The 19,871-nt window shown below is 67.5% G+C and carries 19 protein-coding genes; 8 read left to right on the top strand and 11 right to left on the bottom strand.

Translation table 11 applies throughout. The annotated features are described in order from the left end of the window. Positions 1–584: 584 nt before the first annotated feature. From F4553_RS26145 to F4553_RS41200, 4 genes are all read right to left on the bottom strand, one after another. Positions 585–893, bottom strand: coding sequence for a hypothetical protein (locus tag F4553_RS26145; protein WP_184840227.1), 309 nt, complete (start codon positions 891–893; stop codon positions 585–587). Further along, positions 890–1,147, bottom strand: coding sequence for a hypothetical protein (locus F4553_RS26140; protein ID WP_184840225.1), 258 nt, complete (start codon positions 1,145–1,147; stop codon positions 890–892). The genes F4553_RS26145 and F4553_RS26140 overlap by 4 nt, the downstream gene beginning before the upstream one ends. Positions 1,148–1,191: 44 nt before the next feature. Further along, positions 1,192–2,265, bottom strand: a complete 1,074-nt coding sequence (locus tag F4553_RS26135; RefSeq protein ID WP_246466537.1) for a hypothetical protein — start codon at positions 2,263–2,265, stop codon at positions 1,192–1,194. Positions 2,266–2,344: 79 nt separating this feature from the next. Next, on the bottom strand, positions 2,345–3,595 hold the full coding sequence (locus tag F4553_RS41200; RefSeq protein ID WP_184840223.1) for a pentapeptide repeat-containing protein: 1,251 nt from the start codon (positions 3,593–3,595) through the stop codon (positions 2,345–2,347). A gap of 564 nt (positions 3,596–4,159) precedes the next feature. Here F4553_RS41200 and F4553_RS26125 point away from each other — a divergent pair. Both F4553_RS26125 and F4553_RS26120 read left to right on the top strand, forming a co-directional pair. After that, positions 4,160–4,741: an SPFH domain-containing protein gene (locus tag F4553_RS26125; RefSeq protein WP_184840221.1), complete on the top strand. Its 582-nt coding sequence runs from the start codon at positions 4,160–4,162 to the stop codon at positions 4,739–4,741. A 750-nt stretch (positions 4,742–5,491) separates the two neighbouring features. After that, positions 5,492–7,936, top strand: coding sequence for a choice-of-anchor D domain-containing protein (locus F4553_RS26120; RefSeq protein ID WP_184840219.1), 2,445 nt, complete (start codon positions 5,492–5,494; stop codon positions 7,934–7,936). Between the two features lie 106 nt (positions 7,937–8,042). On the opposite strand, the gene F4553_RS26115 is transcribed toward F4553_RS26120, so the two are convergent. From F4553_RS26115 to F4553_RS26105, 3 genes are all read right to left on the bottom strand, one after another. Then, positions 8,043–9,446 carry a hypothetical protein gene (locus F4553_RS26115; protein ID WP_184840217.1) on the bottom strand — a complete coding sequence of 468 codons (1,404 nt, stop codon included), beginning with the start codon at positions 9,444–9,446 and terminating at the stop codon, positions 8,043–8,045. 1 nt (position 9,447) lies between these two features. Further along, positions 9,448–10,836, bottom strand: coding sequence for an LGFP repeat-containing protein (locus tag F4553_RS26110; RefSeq protein WP_184840215.1), 1,389 nt, complete (start codon positions 10,834–10,836; stop codon positions 9,448–9,450). A gap of 95 nt (positions 10,837–10,931) precedes the next feature. Further along, a complete protein-coding gene (locus F4553_RS26105) occupies positions 10,932–11,588 on the bottom strand; it encodes an FAD-dependent monooxygenase (RefSeq protein ID WP_312875397.1) in 657 nt (218 codons plus the stop codon). A gap of 107 nt (positions 11,589–11,695) precedes the next feature. On the opposite strand from F4553_RS26105, the gene F4553_RS41195 reads away from it, so the two are divergent. The 4 genes from F4553_RS41195 to F4553_RS26090 all read left to right on the top strand — a co-directional run bounded on the left by F4553_RS41195 (position 11,696) and on the right by F4553_RS26090 (position 13,547). Beyond that, a complete protein-coding gene (locus F4553_RS41195) occupies positions 11,696–11,839 on the top strand; it encodes a hypothetical protein (RefSeq protein WP_246467446.1) in 144 nt (47 codons plus the stop codon). A gap of 73 nt (positions 11,840–11,912) precedes the next feature. After that, entirely contained in the window at positions 11,913–12,380 is a 468-nt protein-coding gene (locus F4553_RS26100) for a hypothetical protein (RefSeq protein WP_246466535.1), read from the top strand. Further along, complete coding sequence (locus tag F4553_RS26095) at positions 12,377–12,697, top strand: winged helix-turn-helix domain-containing protein (protein WP_184840211.1); 321 nt, start codon at positions 12,377–12,379, stop codon at positions 12,695–12,697. The genes F4553_RS26100 and F4553_RS26095 overlap by 4 nt, the downstream gene beginning before the upstream one ends. Positions 12,698–12,725: 28 nt before the next feature. Continuing rightward, complete coding sequence (locus F4553_RS26090) at positions 12,726–13,547, top strand: DMT family transporter (RefSeq protein WP_184840209.1); 822 nt, start codon at positions 12,726–12,728, stop codon at positions 13,545–13,547. A gap of 37 nt (positions 13,548–13,584) precedes the next feature. Here F4553_RS26090 and F4553_RS26085 read toward each other — a convergent pair whose 3' ends face one another. Then, positions 13,585–15,027, bottom strand: coding sequence for a carbohydrate-binding protein (locus F4553_RS26085; RefSeq protein WP_446680431.1), 1,443 nt, complete (start codon positions 15,025–15,027; stop codon positions 13,585–13,587). Positions 15,028–15,161: 134 nt separating this feature from the next. After that, positions 15,162–15,848, bottom strand: a complete 687-nt coding sequence (locus F4553_RS26080) for a hypothetical protein (protein WP_184840207.1) — start codon at positions 15,846–15,848, stop codon at positions 15,162–15,164. A gap of 254 nt (positions 15,849–16,102) precedes the next feature. Between F4553_RS26080 and F4553_RS26075 the strand changes: the two genes are divergently transcribed. Together F4553_RS26075 and F4553_RS26070 are read left to right on the top strand one after the other, a co-directional pair. Continuing rightward, positions 16,103–16,462 carry a YciI family protein gene (locus F4553_RS26075; RefSeq protein WP_184840205.1) on the top strand — a complete coding sequence of 120 codons (360 nt, stop codon included), beginning with the start codon at positions 16,103–16,105 and terminating at the stop codon, positions 16,460–16,462. Next, positions 16,459–17,700: an RNA polymerase sigma factor gene (locus tag F4553_RS26070; protein ID WP_184840203.1), complete on the top strand. Its 1,242-nt coding sequence runs from the start codon at positions 16,459–16,461 to the stop codon at positions 17,698–17,700. The genes F4553_RS26075 and F4553_RS26070 overlap by 4 nt, the downstream gene beginning before the upstream one ends. Positions 17,701–18,206: 506 nt before the next feature. Here F4553_RS26070 and F4553_RS26065 read toward each other — a convergent pair. Together F4553_RS26065 and F4553_RS26060 are read right to left on the bottom strand one after the other, a co-directional pair. Then, entirely contained in the window at positions 18,207–18,473 is a 267-nt protein-coding gene (locus F4553_RS26065) for a hypothetical protein (RefSeq protein ID WP_184840201.1), read from the bottom strand. Next, a complete protein-coding gene (locus F4553_RS26060; protein WP_184840199.1) occupies positions 18,473–19,648 on the bottom strand; it encodes a histidine decarboxylase in 1,176 nt (391 codons plus the stop codon). Before F4553_RS26060 ends, F4553_RS26065 begins: the two co-directional genes overlap by 1 nt. Positions 19,649–19,871 lie beyond the last annotated feature (223 nt).

Here is a 19,871-nt window from a genome sequence, read left to right as displayed (position 1 = left end):
GATGATCGCGACATCGCCGGGTGTGTCCGGACATTCCCATGTTCGACGGGACCCGCCCTGGAGATCGACCTGAGCCTCGACCACATTCGCGCAGCTCAACGGGCGGATGCTGTTGCCGTTCGGGGCACGTCTCGGCCTCCAAAGCAGTCCGAAACGGAGGCACCAACCTGCGCCCTGAACTCAAGCCGATGAACTACATGAAGGTTCCGCTCGGACGAGGCCCGAATACACGCTTCGCACGCGGCCGACCGAGTCCAGCCAGCGAATGCCGATCTCCGACCCGAGCCGACTGCCGGCCAGATCGGACCTCGACCGGGATAGCAGGCGATCACCACGCCGAAGCCCTCCGGTCACCTCGACAGCGCGTTCGCGAAGCCAGCAGCAAGCCCAGAGCATCGACACCAGCCGCATCACGACGCCACCGACAGACAACAACGCGCAGACCACCTGCAATCTTCGGCCCCGACCGACAAGCTGCACAGGCTTGCAATGCCGAGTTGCAGCATCTCAAGCCTTGAACGCTCCGACCTGCACGGCTACGCCGATTACACCTCCAAGAGGTGCACGGCGGGCGCGAGCACCAGCTACAGCAGGAACAGCTCTCGGAGCGCGTTGCCTACCGCCGTGGTGCTGGCGCCGGTGAGCATCCCGACGCGCTCGGTTGCCCACTTCGGGTCGACCTGGCCGAGCTCGGCGACCAGGGCGACGCCTCCCACGGGATCCGGGTCGACCAGCGGCGCGGTGTAGGGCGGCAGGATCCCGCCGGGTGTACGGACGATCGGGACCACGAACGGCAGCGCGCCGGGTGCGTCGTTGTAGCCGTCCGCGGAGACCACCGCTACCCGCCAGCGTCCGCCGGGACGCTGGACTGTCCAGACTTCGCCGTGGTTCACGCAGCGTCCGCCAGACCGGTCCACCGGCTGCCCATGACTTCGGCTTTCGCCGCACGCCACGCGCCGACCTCGTCGTTGATGTCCGGGTGCTCGGCAAGCCACGCGGCATACTGCTGGCCGGCGTCGCGCAGCGCGTACTGCCGGGCGGCCCGGTCGATCCACGCGGACAGGTTGATTCCCTCAGCTTCAGCGCTGGCCCGTGCACGCTCCAGCGTGTCCGGGGCCAGGCTCAGCGTTACCTTCTCAGCAGCCATATAACCAATGGTACAGCAGGTGGTATGAGCAGTGGTATGCCTTGTCATCGCCCATGCGGTCGCGCTTCTCCGCCGACCAGCGACGCTGTTTCCGGATCGGCCAGCATCAACTCCCCACCGTCAGGCTCGCGCTCGTCCGTCCTGCGGAGTCGACCGTGAGCGCCGAGGAAATCGATCATCACTTGCACCGCGTTGCCGGCTTCTACGTGGTCTGGTGCCGCACCTCGATGAGCGGCGTCGTTGCGAAGGTCGGTCAGCCAACGCAACCGATCGGCCGGAACAGCCAGGGGGAGGCCGGAGTTCTCCGCGATCGAGAGGTAGACGCCGAGGGCTGCCCGTTCGCCGATGCGATCTCGCTGGCGTTGGGGCAGTTGGCTGGCGTGGCTGCGGACGTGCCGGACGAGGACGATTTCTAGGGCGGTGGCTGCGTCGATGATCGCTCGTCGGTTGGCGCCGCGTCTGTGCGCGGCTCGTGCGTCACGGCTGAGCACCTCTTCTAGAGGCGGTTCCTGGCCGTCACGGACAAACCCGAGGATGGAAGCCCACTCTTGCGCGCGGAGTGGAACGACGCTAGGTGTAGTGATCTTGAATCCTAGAGCGCCGTCGCGTGGTGGCTCGATGAACGTGAGCCCTGCACCGACCGACTCCGCGCTGTAGACACGGTGATCGGGGTCGAGGTCTTGGCCGGTCACGATTTCAGCCCAGGTCCGCACGTCGTTGAACCACTCACCGATGCATCCAGCGAGTTGATGCTCGGCGGTGAACCACGGCTTGTGATCGTAGGTGGGGCCCTCGGCGTCGGTCACGGCCACGCGATGTAGCGCGGTGGCTGGCCGAAGCGACTCGGGGATGAAAGCGCCGTACTCCTTCACCCATACGACTTGCTCGCCGGTCAACTCGGGGCGCGACTCGACGCCGAGCATAGGAGGGGGCCCGCCGACGGGTGGCTGACCATGAGGCATCACGACGTTGAACCAGAGCTTGCCGTACCCGGTCGGGTACGTCGCATCGAGCGCGTCGCCCATCACCCAGATGGGCACCGGCAGCTCGTAGCTCGCCCTCACGTCCATGTCGATCTCCTCACGGCATGTCTTCTTTGCGGCCAGATGGCGGGCCATGCGTCAGCTTAGATACCCGACTCAGGCGTTGCATGAGCTTTTTACCTGTATGAGCGCGACTCAGATCCTCTATCCCAGTTCAGGGGGTCGGAGACGGCTTCGTCTGTACGGGATAGCCCGTTGGCCACTTCGTTTGCTCATCAAATACCGCATGTTCAATGCTTGCCCCACTCAGATTCGCGCCGATCATGTCCGCTCCACGTAGGTTCACATAATCCAGCATCGCGCCACTCAGGTCCGCATCGTTCAGATTCGCGCCACTCAGGTCGGCATAATTCAGATTCGCGCCGCTAAAATTCGCGCCACTCAAATCAGCGTCACTTATTGTTGATTTGGAGAAGTTGACTTCACGATGGGTTGCGGGATGGGGACGGCGCCCAAGGACCGTAATGGCGGCCTGCACATCGAGGGGGGTTGAGCCTTTGTCTCCGGTCTTTGAAGCTGTTGGTGCTATGGATGGAGCTTTTTGACCATGGCTGCGAACGAATGCAGATAGGATCTCGATGATTGGGTCTTCATAGATTTCATAATCAATCATAATTTGTTCGAAACTGTAAATGCCGCCTAAGCGGCCTTCGAGTTGTACAGAGGCAAGCTGGTCATTTGCCCGAGTAAATCGATCGATAATCTGCGATTGGAATGCCTGATCCCGGTTATATTTGAAGGTAGCGTAGATACCTGTACTCGTGGCGAGCGCCAATGCAATCGCAGCGGTTGCGATCAGCTTTTGTGTCCGTTGAGTGCTGCGCACCTGTGCGGTGTACCCATTCCGTTCTACCGCATCAACGCGCTCGCTGCGTTCCGTAACATTGATATCAATCAATTGTGGATGCGGGCACGTAAGTCGAGGGTTTGGGCCGTCGACTAGCACAAAGAATGTAATGATCTGCTGCTTTTTGATCAAGTTGGGGTGGATGAGAATTCTCGAATCTGCTGTCTCGAATATCGGCAGAGGGGCCGACCCTGGGGCTGATGTGCTCTGGAGCACCTCTACGATCGGAACAGCTACGTCAAGTGTAAGTGGCTGCCCCCTGTCGAATGCCGTCGCCGGAATATCGCGGCGGCTATTACTAGATATCCGCACTTCTAGTACATGGGGATCTGCTGGGACGACGCCGTCGCGACGGACTTCGAGCCCTCTGCGCACTGGATCACCAGACGGCACGTTAAGTAGGGGCGTCGCAACCGGCATGCTGTAGAACAGTTGACGCTTTGGGTGAGTGATACGAAACGTTGCCCAGATTGTGACTATTGCGATGATTATGGCAACGGGGATTCCTATCGCCGACCAGAATGTTCCAGAGGTATACCAGGGTGCAGCCGTCAGCATGAATATCATCCAAGCAGGACGATGCCACCCAGCACCCTGAAGTACTTCACGACCCTGACCACCAAAGCCATGTGGTGCTGAGACGCGCCCAGGGCTTGCTACGAGTTCAGACCCAGCACAATCCGCAGCGCTGTACTCCCTGCATCAACTCCCCGTGATTCAGATGGCCGACCATCTTGCCCGACCGTTCGGGATCGATGGCGGCGGTCTGCTCCACCAGAGCTCACCGGTCCAGGCCGGCCGGCCCAGGCCCAGGTCGGTCAGGCACGTAACCCGGTCCCCACGCCTGTCACAGTCCTATCCCCTGTAGAGATCAGTCTGCCGTTCCGTCAACGGGCAGATCAATAGCCACCGTCACCGTCCCATAGGGCAGTATCCCGCCATGGAGATCGACCTGCGCCTCGACCACATTTGCGCAGCTCAATAGACGGACGTTATTGCCGTTCGGGGCACGTTTCGGCATCCACGCAGTATCGAACCGAATCAGAGGTCAGCCCGGTCTGATCCAGAGCTTGGCCCGCTTCGCCGATGCCCGTTCTCGACACCGGACGTCATGCTACCGGGATGTCCACTTGGCTCCCACCTGTCCTCAGTGCACTGGTCACCGCGGCAGTTGCACTCCTGGCGTTCTACCAATGGAGCAGGTCGGAGCGCCGCGAGCTGGCTGCGCTCCGGACTGCGGAAGCCGAACGCCGGATCGACCGGCAAGACTCTGAGCGCGAACGCGCAAGGCAACTCAGCCAGCCATACCGAGACCGGCGGGCTCAGGCGCTGGAAGGACTGCTCAAGGCCCTGCTGGAGATGGAGGCGCAGACGCGTCTCTCGCGCGGGCTCGACACCCAGGTCGTGGTCGCGGGTGTGCGCAGCGTCTACACCTACCTCATCCACAGCAAGGCGGTCCTCGACGACGCCGAGGTCGAACTGGCTCAGGCGGTCATGGACGCTGTGGTCCAGATCAACGACATCGTTCGCAACAGCCCCGGCCTCGAGGACTTCCCGAACCACAGCACTCTTCAAGGAAATATCGAGCTAGATCAGGCTTCTGAGCAGTTTCGGATCCTTGAGGCGGCCCGACGGGAACTCTCCGCAAGGCTCGCCGCCGAACTGGGTCACATGCCGACCCCGTCCGTGGAGACTCTCGGATGAGCTGACCAGTCCTTCATTCCACTGCAGGAGCCGTGTCGGTAGCGAGGGCCTGCCCCGGGTTCGATTGCCTCTCGAGGCATTCCCGTGAGCGCGAGCACCGGACGCGCTGATACGTAGAGCCTTGCGATCAGTACCGTTTCGTCGCCTCGGTAGGGAGCAGTCCACAAGGAGCCGAAGCCTGTCGACGACGGTATCTCCCGACGGGGTGATCATACTGGTCCGGCATGAATAGCCGGGTCAGCCGCTATGGCCAGCCGACCCCGATGGGGAACAGTTTAGGGAAGTATCCCGCCCGAGATGCCGACCTGCTCTCAGCTGGTCCCCCAGCCTCGTCAAAAGGCTGCAATACGAAGGAGGGCCTACCGGTGTCGAAGCAACACTGGCAGGCCAACGAGACTTTGATGGTTCTGTCCGTCAGGGTGATGTCAGCCGCCATGTCCCGGTGATGATCGCGACATCGACGAGTGTGTCAGGACGTTCCCATGTTCGGCGGGACCCGCCGGGGGCACTTTTACTGTTACGTGGCTGATGTCCAACTTCTAGGACGCTGCCCGATCCTTCCCAAGCTGCCAAACGTCTATAGTCGGCGAGTCGATCAGCGACCCGGGCGGCTGGCGCAGCGATCTGATGAAGGTGCCGAGCATCACCCGGATGCCCGGCCGTCCTGCCGGATAACACTATTGTTACGGCCTCCCCTGTCGATTAGCGTCCGGTCTGCCTTGCGCATCCGACACAATCCATGGGGGATTCATGCGCACCATCCGAGGCGCCCTCGTCGGCGCCCTCCTTCTCATGTCCGTGGTGACGATCCCGGCGACAGCCGCACAAGCCGCAGCGCCGACCGCCCCGTACACGGCCTTCACCTACCTGGGAGACCAGGCCTACCCGTGGAAGGGCGCCCTCGCCTTCGACGGGGCGGCGGTGAACGTCACCCATCACGCCACCAGCGATGCGATCGCGTTCTCGGCCACGTGGAGCGATCACAGCATCGTCATCGACCTCTATCCCAAGGACGCGACCCAGTGGGTCGCCGGCACGACCTACCCGCTCAACGGCAACGGCGCCTCGGCGTCGGTCGGCGCCGACAGCCGGGGATGCTCCAATCACCAGGGTTCGATCACGGTTCTGGACGTGGCGCACGACGCGACGACCCACGAGATGACCTCGTTCGCGGCCAGCTATGCGATCGGCTGCGGCACCGCCACCCCGAACATGTTCGGCCAGGTGCGCTGGAACTCCGGGCTGGACTACAAGGCGTACGGCAACGATGTGTCCAGCCTCGACTTCGGCTGGCAGGGCGCCGGTTACGACACCGCCGTCAAGACGGTGACGATCACCGGTCGCGGCACGCAGGGCGTCAAGCTCAGCGCCGCCTCGATCGGCGCGGCGAACTGGGGAGCTTACGGAACGTCGTCGCCAGGCACCTTCGCCATCACCTCCGACACCTGCTCCAACGCCACCCTCGCCTACGGTGCCACGTGCACTGTCGGCGTCAAGGCGCACCCGACCGTCAGGGGTCCGCTGGCGGCCGCGCTGAACTTCACCAGCGACGCCAACGCCGGGCGCCTGTCCGTCGATCTCGCGGTGTCCGGCACGGATCCGCGCAGCGCCAGCTACCCGACCTCCCTCTCGTTCGGGTCGGTCCAGGTGGGCAAGGGCCTGGCCAAGACGGTCACGGTCACCGGCACGGGGCCTTCCCCGATCTCGATCAGCACGGTGCAGGTGACCGGCGGCCAGGCGGCCGACTTCACCATCACGGCGAACACCTGCAACGGTGCCACCCTGGCGAAGAACCAGAGCTGCACCATCACGGTCAACGCCCATCCGAACCGGGTCGGGCAGCGCTGGGGCTCGCTCTACATCAACAACAACAGCGACGTTTCGATCTTCTCGGTCGAGATGTCGCTGGTCGGTACGGGTGACGCGGTAGGCACCTACTACCCGGTGTCGCCCACGCGCATTCTGGACACCCGCAACGGCACCGGCGCCCCGAAGGCACAGGTCGGACCCGGTCAGGTGATCCACCTGCAGGTCGGAGGCCACGGCAACGTGCCGTCGAGCGGCGTCTCCGCCGTCGTTCTGAACGTCACCGCCACCGCACCGACGGGCACGACCTACATCACGGCGTACCCGACCGGTGTCACCAGGCCGACCGCGTCCTCGCTGAACGTCACCCGCGGCGTGACGGTCGCCAGCTCCGTGACCGTGGCACTCGGCACCGACGGCCAGATCGACCTCTACAACTACACCAACTCCACGCACCTGCTCGCCGACGTCGTCGGGTATTACGGCAAGGACAACAGCCTGCTCGACAACTACAACATCGGCGGTCAGCTGCAGGGCGTCGTGCCGGAGCGGCTGCTCGACACGCGCTACGACCTCGGGGCGAAGCTGCCGGCGGGTTACTACGTGAACGTGCCGGTGAGCTACGGCGCCTCGGTGAACCCGCACATCAAGGCCCTCGCCGTCAACGTCACCGCAGTGGATCCCAGCGGCGACGGGCACCTGAGGACGTGGAACGGCAACCCCTACGAACTGCCCAATGCCTCGACCGTCAACTACTCGCGGGGCAAGGTCGTGCCGAACTTCGCGATCGTTCCCGTCGCCCCCTGCGACGGCTGCGGCTCGGCGTCCGGTCTGCCGTCGATCGGCATCTACACATCGGCCAAGACGCACGTGATCGTGGACATCGTCGGCTTCTTCGACGACAGCACGCTCGCGGACGGCCTCCGGTTCAACCCGATCACGCCCACGCGCATCGTGGACAGCCGGGAGAGCCTGGGCCTGGCGGCTCCGATCGGGCCGGCCCAGACGGCCAAGGTGACCGTCCCCGACACGATCGCGACCGCCAACACCGAAGGACTGGCCCTCAACGTCACCGCGGTGGCTCCGACAGCGACCACCTATCTGACGGTGTGGCCCGCCGACGCCGGCCTCAGCAAGCCGACGGTCTCGAACCTGAACCCCAGCGCGGGCCAGGTCATCCCCAACGCCGTCGTGACGGGCATCGGGTCGACCAAGGCTTTCAACATCTACAACTACGTGGGTTACACCAACGTCGTCGTCGATGTCGTGGGGACGTTCTACGCGTACGGGGGCTCGGCGCCCGCCGCCCAGGGGGCAGCGGGCACGGCCGGGAAGAACCCGGCGTCCATCGTCCGACGGTACGCACCGGTGATGCACAACCTTCGATAAGTTATTACGCCGGTCCTCGGTGACGAGTGGCCGTAATGAAAGGCGCGCCCAGGTGGATCACCTGGGCGCGCCTGCTTTTCCGCCACGGTAGTGAACGGCACCGGCGCTACCTGCGGCCGGCGGACACCGACTGCAGCTGCGCGGCTATCGCGTCGAGCATCGCCGCGAATCCGGAGTTCATCCGCGGATCGGTGGAGTCGCCCCAGTCGTCGACCGCACCGGCCGGCACCCGTACGCGCATGTCGACGGTGAGCTGGCCGAGGCCGCCCTCCGAGTCGCCCTGCCCGCTGCCGATCAGCGAAGCGATCAGGTGGTGCGCGTGCCCGGCGACCGCCAGCGTGGGCCGGTTCTCGTCGCCGTCACCCTCGTCGGCGCGCTTGTTGAGATGATCGGCGATGATCTTTCCCGCGAGCCCACCCGGCCCGCGCGGCGCGGTGGTGCCGTCGTCGGCGGGTCGGCCGTGTGAATCGTCAGGGTCCGGGTCGGGCTCCGGCTCCGCCGGGGGGTCCTCGGCGGGCGGGTCCTCCTTGGGCGGCTCGCTGTCCGGGTGCTTCTCCGTGTGCTCGTCGGATTTCGGATTACCGTCCTTGTCCACCACCGTCCTGTGCTCGTACTCGTTGCCGTCCCTGTCACCGCTCTTGGTGACGATCGTGGTGTCGCCGGTGGTCGGATCGGTTTCGACGGTGGTGTCGCTCCAGTTGCCCTCCTTGTCGGTGGTGTGCGCGTGCTTGTCCTGATGGGTGACGTTGCCCGCGGCGTCGGTGACGGTGATGCTCTTGGCGTCGGTCCTGGTGCCGTTGGCCTGGTCCTCGCTGTGGCTCGTCACCGTCTCGCGGGAGTTGCCCTGCGCGTCGCGATCCCGGGTGCTCGTGGTGGTCTCGGTCTTGACCGTGTGACCCTCGGCGTTGGTCTCGTAGGTGGTCTCCTTCGAGATCTGTCCGGTCTCGACATCGGTCACCTTGCCCTGCGGGTCCTTGGAGACGATCGTGACCGTGCCCCTGTCGTCGGCGTCCCAGTCGATCTGGACGGTCCGGGAGGAGCCGTCGGGGAGCCGGTAGTCCTGGATCACCCGCTTGCCGCCGAACGGCAGCGGCGTCTCGGTCCTGGTCATCGTCGTCTGCCCGCCACCGGCGATCGTGGCCATCGCGACGGTGCTGCCGAACTCGCCCTTGCCCTCGAAGCCGCCCCGGGCGGTGGACGCCGTCCACCGGACCGCGCCGGACGCCTGCCGGGTCGTCCGCCCTCGGGCGACGAGCCGGTCGTGCACCGTCTGCCACCAGTCGGTACGCAGCAGCCCGTCCTTCATCACCGTCTTCGTCACGTCGCGGACGGGTGCCAGCCCGCCGCGCCGGTCACCACGATCGACCTCCAACTGGCCCCAGCTCTCACCGTCGAGGACCAGGACGATGTCGCGCCGGTGTCCGTCGGAGGTGAAGTGGACCGCCCGCTCGCCACTCGACACCGCGAAGACGAGCGAACCGTCGCGCCACACGATGAGCCGTCCATACATCTCAGAGCCCCTTCATCGAGTCGAGTTGGGCCTGCGCGATGTTCTGCCTGGCCGCGGCCCACTGGATGCCGGGCAGGGAGCCGGGCGGGGCGAGCGGGCTGACCAGAAGCTGGAGCTCCCCGGGCGCCGTCACGATGACGTCGAGGATGTCGATGGAGCCGGTGGCCGGGTTGGCGCCGGTGGGCACGACCGCGAGGAATATCGCGCCCAGCGGCAATTCGGGATGCGCCGCATCGCCGCCGAAGAACGCGTCGTGGATGGCGCTGGTGACCCCGGAGATCACCTCGCCGCTGGGCAGGCCGCCGTCGGCGACCACGCGCAGGTAGGTCAGCTCGGCGACGAGTGACTTGCTCGTCGGCTCGGCGTACAGGCCGTTGGGCCAGGCCAGGTGGAACCGCAGGCTCAGGTGGATTTTGAAGTGGGTGTCGGGCGCCAGGCCGTTGTCGTGGAAGCCGCGCAGCACGAATCCCAGACTGCGCGGCTTGGCGACCCAGAAGTCGTACTCCCAGCCGGTCACGGGGATCGTCTGGACTCCCGGGTGCAGCCCGACGTTGTGCGGGGACTCGTGGAACTGCCGCCGCACATACCTTTCGACGATCGAGGCGATCTCGGCGTATGTCAGCGAGGCCGGTTTCGGGTCGACGTTGTTCAACTCGGCCGGGGTCTGCAGCACGGCCGGCACCGGCAGTGCGGTCGTGGCGTCAGCGGCGATGGCCCCGTTCTCGAAGACGCACCATTCGATCGCGCTGCCCGCCATCCGATGCTGGTCGCGGACCGGGTACCCGAGCGAGCTGCGCTCCCAGCCCATCGCCGCCCACCGGTCGCGAACCCTGCCGCGCACGGCGAACGGCCCGGTGTGCGGCGCCCAGTAGATGGAACCGCCGACGAAGTGGTTGTAGGCGCCGCCGCGGTAGCCGGTGGGGTTCTCGTCGGACTGCGGCATGCCGAGCGGCCCGGCCGGCCCGTTGAGGACCAGGTACTTGGCCCGGATGTCACCGCGCACCTCGTACGCCCGCTGGCCGGGCACCACGTAGATGTCGTTGTTCGGGTACCGGGCCACATATCCGCCCGGCACCGGTGTGATCTTGCCGATCTGCTGCTCCGGCCGGTAGCCCAGGGATGACGCCTTGGCCTCGATCGCCGCCACCGCCTGCTGCACCTCGGCGACGGTTGCCGCCAGACCGGCATGGATCTGCGCGTACTCACCGGGGCGCTCGGTCAGGTGCAGATGACCGGGCGCCGGAACAGGCAGCTCGATGTGGTCCCCGCCGAAGACCAGGGCCAGCTGGCCCAGCGCGGCGAGCTGGGAGCGGCGCCCGGCCGACTCGACCTCGGTCTGCAGGATGGTTCGCCGTGCCAGCTCCTCGGCCGCAGCAGCATCGATGTCCATGTCGGCTCCTCGTGATCGGTGACTGGGCTTCGATGGTGGATAACGCAGCTGCCGGAGGCTTGGGTATGACCGATAGCCGTCACTGCGGGCCGGCCCTAGCGGAGCAGTCGGGCGCCGAGGTTGCGAGCGGCGAGGCCGATTCTGGTGGCCGGAACGATGAGCCCGGATGCCCGGGCGGCGTTGCGCTGCTTGGGATCCACGAGCAGGCGGTGCTCCGACTCGTACCCCCGGAGTGCCTGAGGCATGTCGTGCGGCGATGCCGCGAGCGCGCCGGCGAGCGTGGCCGCCCCGGCGATCGCGAGCGATGATCCGTCGCCGAAGAGCGAGACCGACGAGGCGGCGTCGCCGAGGAGCGCGACCCGGCCGCGCGACCAGGTGTCGAGCCGGACCCGGCAGACCGCGTCGAAGTAGAGATCGTCGGCGGCCGCCACCTGCTCCAGCAGCTCCGCGGTGCGCCGGCCCAGGCCGCTGAAGGCCGCCGCGAGCATGCGCTTGTGCAGGTCGGAGTCGCGGTGGTCGAAGCCGGGCCGGGCCGGTGCGCGGAAGATGAGAGCGGCGATCGCACCGTCTTCTGTGGATGGATGGACCGTGACGGCCCGGCCGGGAGTGTTGAAGATGAGCACGTCGCGGCCGGGCGCGAAGGTCGCGGCGACGGGCAGCGTCGCGACGTAGAGGCCGAGGTGCTCGACGAAGCCGGACTCGGCGCCGAAGGCGAGCCGCCGGGTGACGGAGTGCAGCCCGTCGGCGCCGATGACGAGGTCGAAGCGGCGGGGGTCGCCGCGCTCGAAGGCTGGATGCCGAGTCGGTCGGCTACGCGTTCCAGGCGACCTTCGAGGGCTTCCTGCAGGCCGAGACCTCGATGCCCGAGGCCGGTCGGCAGCAGCGGGCCGAGCTGCTCGCCCGGACGGTCGAGCGAGGGCTGGAGAGCGGTCACCGGCTCGCCGCCGAGGGGCAGCGGGTGCTCGCAGACAGGCTGATCGCCCTGCTGGAGGGTCTGGCATAGGAAGTACTTGCCAATCAGGAAAGAGAGTGCGCATACTTTCTCGCATGGAAAGTAATTGCCAAGGGAGGAAGTCATGATTCCCGCCGCCGACGCCGAGCGCGCCCTCGCCGAGGTCAAGGCCCGCCGCGAGCAAGCCGTCACCGGAGGCCTGCTGCCGGGGTGGTACTGGCCCGCCCTGGGTGCGCTCATGCTCGTCTTCGTCGCCTCGATCGAGTCGAAAACCCAGTGGATCATCATCGCTGGGAGCGTCTTCTATGCCGCGGCCCTCGGCGCGCTGCTCACCGTGATCCTCGGCCGCGCCCGGCTCCAGGTCCGCAACAACCTGCTGGGGCTGCGCGGCGGCCTCACCATCGCCGCCTTCACCCTCACGCTCGTCGCCATCGGCGTCGGTCTCGGCTTCCTGCTGGACGCGCAGGGCCTCCGCTGGCCGGCCACGATCGCCTGCGTCCCGGTCGCGCTCGGGCTGACCTTCGGCGGGCCGGTGCTGATGCAGCACCTCCGCCGGATGATGATCTCCCGGCCGATGGGCGGCGAGCTGTGACCGAGCCCCGTTTCGACGAACTGATCCATGCGCCGACCAGGCTCTCCATCGTGAGCCTGCTCGCCGCGACCGAGTGGGCGGAGTTCAAATTCGTCCGCGACAGCCTGGAGCTGAGCGACTCGGCGCTCTCCAAGCAGCTGGCGACGCTGGAGGAGGCGGGCTACGTCGAGATCCACAAGGGTTTCGTCGGCAAGCGGCCCCGGACCTCGGTGAAGCTGAGCAAGGCGGGGCACAGCGCCTTCGCCGGCCACGTCTCCGCACTCCAGCGCATCGTCGCCCGCGCCGGGCTCGACGTGGCGGGCAATAGCGCCAAATAGGAGGCGCCGAGCATGGTGTGATCAGTGGATGCTGATCGTCAGCCTGCTCGGCGCGCTCGCCGCTGCGGTCTGCTTCGGCCTCGCCACCGTGCTACAGGCGATCGGGATGCGCCGGGCCGAGAGCCTCGCGAAGGCCGTCCTCACCTGGCCGCTCATCGTCGGGGTCGGGCTCGACCTGCTCGGCTTCGTCTTCGAGCTCGCCGCGCTGCGCCACCTGCCGCTCTTCCTGGTCCAGGCCGCCGTGGCGTCGAGCCTCGCCGTCACCGCCATCGCGGCGTCGATGACGATGGGCGAGCGCCTCGGCCGGCGGGACTGGGTGGCGATCGGCGCGGTCTGCGTCGGGCTCGGCGCGCTCGGCCTCTCCGCCGGTCCGGAGGGGGCGAGCAGAGCGTCCAACGCCTTCTACTGGTCGCTGGCTGCGGCTCTCATCGCCATCGGAGTCGTCGGGCTGATCCTCGCCCGGCTGCCGGGAGAGCCGCGCACACTGGCGCTCGGGCTCTGCGCGGGGCTCTGCTTCGGGATCCTCGCGCTCGCGTCGCGGACGCTGCCCAGCCTCTCCCCCGGCGACCTGCTCGGCGAACCGGCTGCCTACCTGATCGCGGGGTCGGGGCTGGTCGCCTTCCTGATCTGGACGCGGGCGCTCGCCTCGGGCAAGGTCACCACGGCGACGGCCGCGATGGTGATCGGGCAGACGGTGCTGCCGGCGGCGGTGGGCGTACTCGTCCTGGGTGATCAAGCGCGACCAGGCTTCGTGCCGGTCGCGGTGGTCGGGTTTCTCCTGGCCGTGGGTGGCGCGCTGGCCCTCGCCAGGTACGGCGACGTGCAGCCCGAGACGACAGCGGTCCCCTGACCACGGCTGGCCAGGGGACCGGAGGAGGGCAGCAGGATCAGCGGCCCTGCAGACCCTTCACGTTGTCGCCGAAGGTCCAGCTCTTCGAGCCGTCCCAGTTGATCGACCACGTCATGAGGCCCTTGAGGCTGCCGGAGTAGTTGTTCCACGCCTGCGACACCAGGGCCGTCGACATGTAGCCGCCACCGGCACCCGGCTGCGCGGGCAGACCCGGGACCTGCTTGTCATAGGGGACCCGGATCGTGGTGCCCTGGATGACGAGGCCGTTGTTGAGGCAGGTGGTCTGCGCGACGAAGCCCGCCACGGTGCCCGCGGAGTAGGAGTCACCGGAGCAGCCGTACATGCTGCCGTTGTAGTACTGCATGTTGAGCCACCAGAGGCGGCCGTTGTCGGCGTACTTCTTGATGATCGGCAGGTAGGAGCCCCAGATCGAGCCGTAGGTGACGCTGCCGCCGGTGACATAGGCCGTCTCAGGCGCCATCGTGAGGCCGAAGTTGGACGGCATCGCGGCGAGCACGCCGTCGATGATGCGGATCAGGTTCGCCTGCGAGGTGGAGAGCGTGTTGATGCTGCCGCTGCCGGTCAGGCCGGTCTCGATGTCGATGTCGATCCCGTCGAAGTTGTAAGCCTTCAGGATCGGCACGACGGTCGCGACGAAACGGTCGGCGACGGTGGAGGAGCTGAGGTCGATGCCGGCCGTGGCACCGCCGATCGACATCAGGATCGTCAGGCCCGCCGCCTTCGCCGCGCACATCTCAGCGGGGGTGGCGACCTTGACGGTGGCGTCCATGCCGTCCTCCCACAGCACGGTGCCGTCGGAGCGGATCACGGGGAAGGCCGCGTTGATCACGTTGTAGCCGTGCTGGCGGATGCGGGCGTCCGTGATCGGGATCCAGCCGAGCCCCGGGTGTACGCCGTTGGAGGCGCCGTCCCAGTTCTCCCAGTAGCCGTGGAGCACCTTGCCCGTCGGCCGGGACTTGACCGCGCAGGTCGTACCCGTCGAAGGGGTGGGCGACGGCGAGGTGGAGACCGAGGGCGACGGCGAGACCGAGCGGGAGGGGGAGACCGACGGCGACGGTGACGTCGAGCGGGACGGCGACACGGACGGCGAGGGGGTGGCCGACCGGGACGGGGAGACCGAGGGCGACGGCGAGGTGGTGCCGCTGCAGGCACCGAGGTCACGCCAGAGCGACGGCGTGGCGGCGGGGTTCCAGCCTGCGCCGACGTGCGCGGTGTGGGTCACGAGCGCCTCGTACTGACGGCCGTTGTAGGTGACCTTGGTGCCGATCGTGTAGGTGACGCCCTCGGCCCAGGCGGGACCGGTACAGGCGACGAGCGCGGCGGCGGCATTCGGACCGGCCGGGGCAGCCGTGCTGGGCATGGAGATCATCGCGGCGACGATGGTGGTCGCGACACTGGCCGCGACGGCGATCACCATCCGCATCGACCTACGGCGCGAGGGGAGAGGTGTGTTCGACATCTCGTAATTATTAAGAAGGCTTACAGTTATTGTCTACGGTTGCAAACGTGTCGATATCCGAAATGCCCGCCACGGCAAGGGCCAATCAGGGGTTGAATCGGCGCGACAGGTGACGTCGCGCCGATTCGGGAGCGCTACCAGGGCTGGGCGGCGAGCCTGGCGAGGCAGATCCGGCGATCCTCCACATCGGGGAGCGCCTCGGCGATCCGGTGCGCCTCGTCCCTCAGCTTCGCCGCACCCGGGTCACCCGACCGCGACGCGACCCGGGCCAGCGCCTCGGCGGCGAACGCCCGGTCCCAGTCGGCGAAGGCGGCCGGGTGCTGCTCGATCAGCTCGGCATAGCGGGCGGCGTGCGGAGCCGCCACCTCCACCATCCCGATCGTCACCGCGACCGTCGCGATCAGGTGCTCGCCCCGGCCGTGATTGGCGACCGTGCCGGCCTGCATCCAGTGATAGGTCGAGGCGTAGGCGGCGTAGAGCGCCTCCTCCCGCTCGGCCCGCGGGCTGTGCTCGGACAGGCCGTTGTCCAGGGCGTCCCAGGTGCCGTTGTTGAGCTCCACGGCGAACCACCGGTGCAGGTCACGACCACCGCTCTGCTGGGTGACGACCGAGGCGGCGAGGTCGCGCCACCCCGCGAAGTCGTGCTCCCTGGCGATGACGAGCTGGGCGTCGCGGAGCTGGATCTCCTCGCCCGCGTGCGGATGGACGGCGCGGACCCGGGCGACCGCGGCCGGGTTGCCGCCGGCGTAGGCGCGGCGGAGCTCCTTGGCGAGCGTGCGGAGCAGGCTCAGGTCGGCGTTGTCGGGCAGTTTCGTGCTCATGGCTTCTCCATCGTCACCCGGGTCCGCTGCGGCCGGGCGCGACAGGACACGCGCATGGCGACGCACAGTGAGGTGGATTCCAGGTGCACTCGGTGCTTGCCGCGGACGAGAGGCGCCCTGGTGCGCGCTGACCTCACTATATCCGAGCCGGGAATTATGGTGAACCCTGCGCGGGCGTGTAGAGAACCGCCGACCGGCTCCGACCAAGGGGTGAGCGGGCCCGAGACGGGGTTCGCACGAGGAGGGGAAAACCCATGAAGTACATGATCATTCTCTACGGCAACCAGGAGCTGTGGAATTCCTTCCCGCCCGAGCAGTGGGCGGAGACGATCGCCGAGTTCGACGCTTTCAACAACCGGCACTTCCAGACCGGGGAACTGCTCGGCGCATACGGGATGGCCGACGCCAAGGAGGCCAAGAAGGTTCGCGTCCGCGACGGCGCGCCCGTCGTCACCGACGGCCCCTATCTGGAGACGAAGGAGTACCTGGCGAGCTGGTACCTGATCGACGTGCCGACCGAGGCGCGGGCGCTGGCGATCGCCGCCGAGATCCCCTCGGCCTCGCTCGCCGACGTCGAGGTCTGGCCGATCACGCACGAGGCCGCCAAGCCGTGACCGACGAGCCGCTCGAGGACCTGCTGCGCCGCCTGACGCCGCAGGTCCTCGGCGCGCTCCTGCGCCGTTACGGCGGGCTCGACGCCTGCGAGGACGCGGTACAGGAAGCGCTGCTCGCCGCCGCGACACAGTGGCCGGAGCAGGGCCGCCCCGACAACCCGCACGGGTGGCTCGTCACGGTCGCGGCCCGTCGGCTGACCGACTGGATCCGCAGCGACTCCTCGCGCCGCCGCCGCGAGGGCGAGGTCATGATCGCGACGCCGACGGCGATGCTCGTCGCTCCCCCGGCCGACGAGCCCGGCACCGCCGAGCACGACGACACCCTCAAGCTGCTCTTCCTCTGCTGCCACCCGGCACTCTCGGCGCCCTCGCAGATCGCGCTGACCCTGCGGGCGGTCGGCGGCCTGACAACCGCCGAGATCGCCCGGGCCTTCCTCGTACCGGAGGCGACGATGGCCCAGCGGATCAGCCGGGCCAAGCAGACGATCCGCACGGCCGGGGCGACCTTCGCCCTGCCGCCGCCGGACGAACGAGCCGAGCGGCTGCGGGCGGTCCTGCACGTGCTCTACCTGATGTTCAACGAGGGCTACACCGCGACCGCCGGGCCGCAGCTGCAGCGCCATGACCTGACGAGCGAGAGCATCCGGCTGACCCGGCTGCTGCACGCGGTCCTGCCCAGGGAGTCCGAGGTCGCCGGGCTGCTCGCGCTCAGCCTGCTCACCGATGCCCGGCGCGACGCCCGCAGCCTGCCCGACGGTTCGCTCGTCCCGCTCGACCGCCAGGACCGCAGCCGGTGGGACCGCGCGCTGATCACCGAGGGGGTCGACCTGATCAGCGCCACCCTCGCGAGCACCACCGAACTCGGGCCCTACCAGGTGCAGGCGGCGATCGCCGCGATCCACGACGAGGCGGCCGAGGTCTCGGCGACCGACTGGCCGCAGATCCTCGCGCTCTATCAGCTCCTGGAGGCGAGCGCGCCCAACCCGATGGTCACCCTCAACCGGATCGTCGCGGTCGCGATGGTGCACGGTCCGCAGGCCGGGCTCGACCTGCTCGACGACCTCGCCGCCGACGAGCGGATGGCCCGGCACCACCGGCTGCACGCGGTCCGCGCGCACCTGCTGGAGCGGGCAGGGCAGCCTGGTCGCGCTCGGGAGAGCTACCTCACGGCCGCGCGTTTCGCGACGAGTACGCCGGAGAAGCGCTACCTGGAGTCCCGCGCCGCCGAACTCGGCTGAGCGCCGGGGCCTTGGACGTGAACTGGAGTGTGGAGCCGGTGTGTTTCTGTGCGGAGCTTTGCTCTGCTTACACCGACGCACCACCGGGAATATCCGGACTTTCCCGGTGGTGCGCGGGTGTAAGCAGAGCGCTGAGCGGCAACCCCCAGACCTTGACCATGAACCGAAGCACCGACCTGGGGTGTTCTGCGCGGAGCTTTGCTCTGCTTACACCGACGCACCACCGGGAATATCCGGACATTCCCGCCGATGCGCGGGTGTAAGCAGAGCAAAGCTCCGCGCAGCGCACGACATACCAAGTGCCGCCACGAGATCCAGGAGCACAGGCCGCCACGACCGGATCACCAAGCGCACACCACCGGCCCGGTCCACCTCGCCCCGAGCCCGAAGCGCACCGCCCCGAAGCGTGCCGCGCCGCGCCGCGCCGAAGCGTGCCGCAAGCGCCAGAACCCCGAACGCAACGAAGTCCCTGACCACCTCGGCCAGGGACTTCGCTTGTCAGCAGGTCACTCGCCTGCGGGCAGCCGGGCGGCGAAGAGGGCGGCGAACCGCTGGCCGTCCGGGACGACGCCGACGAAGCTCGGCACCATCGCCTCCGAGCCGTGGTGCGCCCGGATCGCCGCCGAGGCGACGAGGTGCGCGGGGATGCGCGGGTGGATCCGGTCCGCCGCGATGCAGGTCGGCATGGAGCCGCCCTCGGACTGATCGGGGATGAGCAGGACGAAGATCCGGCCGTAGATGAGCGCACGGTTGACGTCGTTGGTCATGGTCATCAGGGCCTCCCTGAGGTTGCGAGCATCACTGGTTTGACGAAGGTCGAGGCGACCGCCGGCGGCGGCAGGGCTGCCCGGACATCCGCCACGAACTCCGTCACCTGCGCGGGCTGGATGCCCGGCATGCAGACGATGTGCCCTCGCTGGGTGTCGTGCGGGATCACCCACTTCTTGGTGATCGACTCCGGCATCGGCGGGAAGTAGACGGTCATCGCGTGCGGGTTGCGCCGTGCCGGGACGCCGACGGCACGGAGCTGCTGGCAGGCGTACTCGGCGAGCTGCCGGGCCCGCTCCGCCCGACCGTTGTGCCCGAAGGCGTTGAGGATGTACCACAGCATCAGCGGCGCGTGCCCCGACCGGGAGCCGGTGATCGTGGTGTCCCCGGTCTCGGTGTAGGTGATGCGTTCGCTCGCCGCAGCGGCCGGGCGACCGGCGTAGAGCAGGACGCCGCACGGCATCAGTGTCGAGAGGAACTTGTGCCCGGAGATCACCATGGAGGTCGCCCCCGACCGGAAGTCGAAGGCGGGCCGCTGCTCGGCCGGGAGCAGCGCGAGCGGGATCCCCGAGAGCGCGGCGTCGACGTGGATGTGGCGCCGCCTGATCGCGAGCTGCTCGAAGACCTTGACGATCGCGGGTACGTCGTCGATCGCCTCGGTCATCGTGGTCCCGGCGGTGGCGACGACGATCGCCGCCCGGTCACGCCGTCGGGCGAGCTCACCGGCGAGGTCGTGCACGTCGATGCGCCCGGTCTCGTCGCTGGTGATGCGGACCAGCGGCATCTCCAGCTTCTCGGCGATCTTCGGCACCGAGTAGTGCGACTGGTCGGAGGTGTAGACGACGACGTCACGCCACCGCTTGCGCGCGTCGTAGAGGGCGTGCTCGGTGCCCTCGGTGGAGCCGTTGGTGACGTAGCCCCACCGGCTCGGCGGTGCTCCCATCAGATCGCCGACCATGTCGACGACCTTGCGTTCGAGTGCCTTGGTCTGGTTGCGGGCTCTGCCCTCCTGGTAAGGGTCTCCGATGTTGTTGAGCAGCACTTTCAGCCACTTCGACAGCACCGGGACGGTGAGGTCCGTGGCGCCGGGATAGCCGATGTTGTACCACCGGTCCGCCTCGACGACGGCGTAGAGTTCTTCGAGTTCGCGTTCGACGTCGATGGATGTCAGGTCAGTCACTGTCGGCCGCCCCATTGATTTTGGTCACTTGATCTCCTGCGCGCATGAAGCTCGACACAGGACGCGGCCGTCGCCCGGTGCCGGGCTCTATGGAGCTGCTGGTTTCCGAGGCGAGGCGCCCCGGAACGGAGACCCTACCAATCGCGATCAATGAGGCGGCAGGTATTTGCGGTGCCCAAGCCCCGCCGTTCGTACATATGTTCGCACCCCGCCGGGTGAGTGT

This window comes from Allocatelliglobosispora scoriae (assembly GCF_014204945.1).
Taxonomy (GTDB): domain Bacteria; phylum Actinomycetota; class Actinomycetes; order Mycobacteriales; family Micromonosporaceae; genus Allocatelliglobosispora; species Allocatelliglobosispora scoriae.
Note: the sequence above shows the minus strand (reverse complement) of the source record. Positions and strands in the feature narration are given on the sequence as shown.

What these genes read in the sequence shown, in the direction of transcription:
- F4553_RS26135 (WP_246466537.1), bottom strand. Translation starts at nt 2,265, where the DNA reads ATGGCCCGCCATCTGGCCGCAAAGAAGACATGCCGTGAGGAGATCGAC.
- F4553_RS26090 (WP_184840209.1), top strand. Translation starts at nt 12,726, where the DNA reads ATGCTGATCGTCAGCCTGCTCGGCGCGCTCGCCGCTGCGGTCTGCTTC.
- F4553_RS26120 (WP_184840219.1), top strand. Translation starts at nt 5,492, where the DNA reads ATGCGCACCATCCGAGGCGCCCTCGTCGGCGCCCTCCTTCTCATGTCC.
- F4553_RS26100 (WP_246466535.1), top strand. Translation starts at nt 11,913, where the DNA reads ATGATTCCCGCCGCCGACGCCGAGCGCGCCCTCGCCGAGGTCAAGGCC.
- F4553_RS41200 (WP_184840223.1), bottom strand. Translation starts at nt 3,595, where the DNA reads ATGCTGACGGCTGCACCCTGGTATACCTCTGGAACATTCTGGTCGGCG.
- F4553_RS26140 (WP_184840225.1), bottom strand. Translation starts at nt 1,147, where the DNA reads ATGGCTGCTGAGAAGGTAACGCTGAGCCTGGCCCCGGACACGCTGGAG.
- F4553_RS26085 (WP_446680431.1), bottom strand. Translation starts at nt 15,027, where the DNA reads ATGTCGAACACACCTCTCCCCTCGCGCCGTAGGTCGATGCGGATGGTG.
- F4553_RS26125 (WP_184840221.1), top strand. Translation starts at nt 4,160, where the DNA reads ATGTCCACTTGGCTCCCACCTGTCCTCAGTGCACTGGTCACCGCGGCA.
- F4553_RS26110 (WP_184840215.1), bottom strand. Translation starts at nt 10,836, where the DNA reads ATGGACATCGATGCTGCTGCGGCCGAGGAGCTGGCACGGCGAACCATC.
- F4553_RS26075 (WP_184840205.1), top strand. Translation starts at nt 16,103, where the DNA reads ATGAAGTACATGATCATTCTCTACGGCAACCAGGAGCTGTGGAATTCC.
- F4553_RS26080 (WP_184840207.1), bottom strand. Translation starts at nt 15,848, where the DNA reads ATGAGCACGAAACTGCCCGACAACGCCGACCTGAGCCTGCTCCGCACG.
- F4553_RS26065 (WP_184840201.1), bottom strand. Translation starts at nt 18,473, where the DNA reads ATGACCATGACCAACGACGTCAACCGTGCGCTCATCTACGGCCGGATC.
- F4553_RS41195 (WP_246467446.1), top strand. Translation starts at nt 11,696, where the DNA reads ATGCCCGAGGCCGGTCGGCAGCAGCGGGCCGAGCTGCTCGCCCGGACG.
- F4553_RS26115 (WP_184840217.1), bottom strand. Translation starts at nt 9,446, where the DNA reads ATGTATGGACGGCTCATCGTGTGGCGCGACGGTTCGCTCGTCTTCGCG.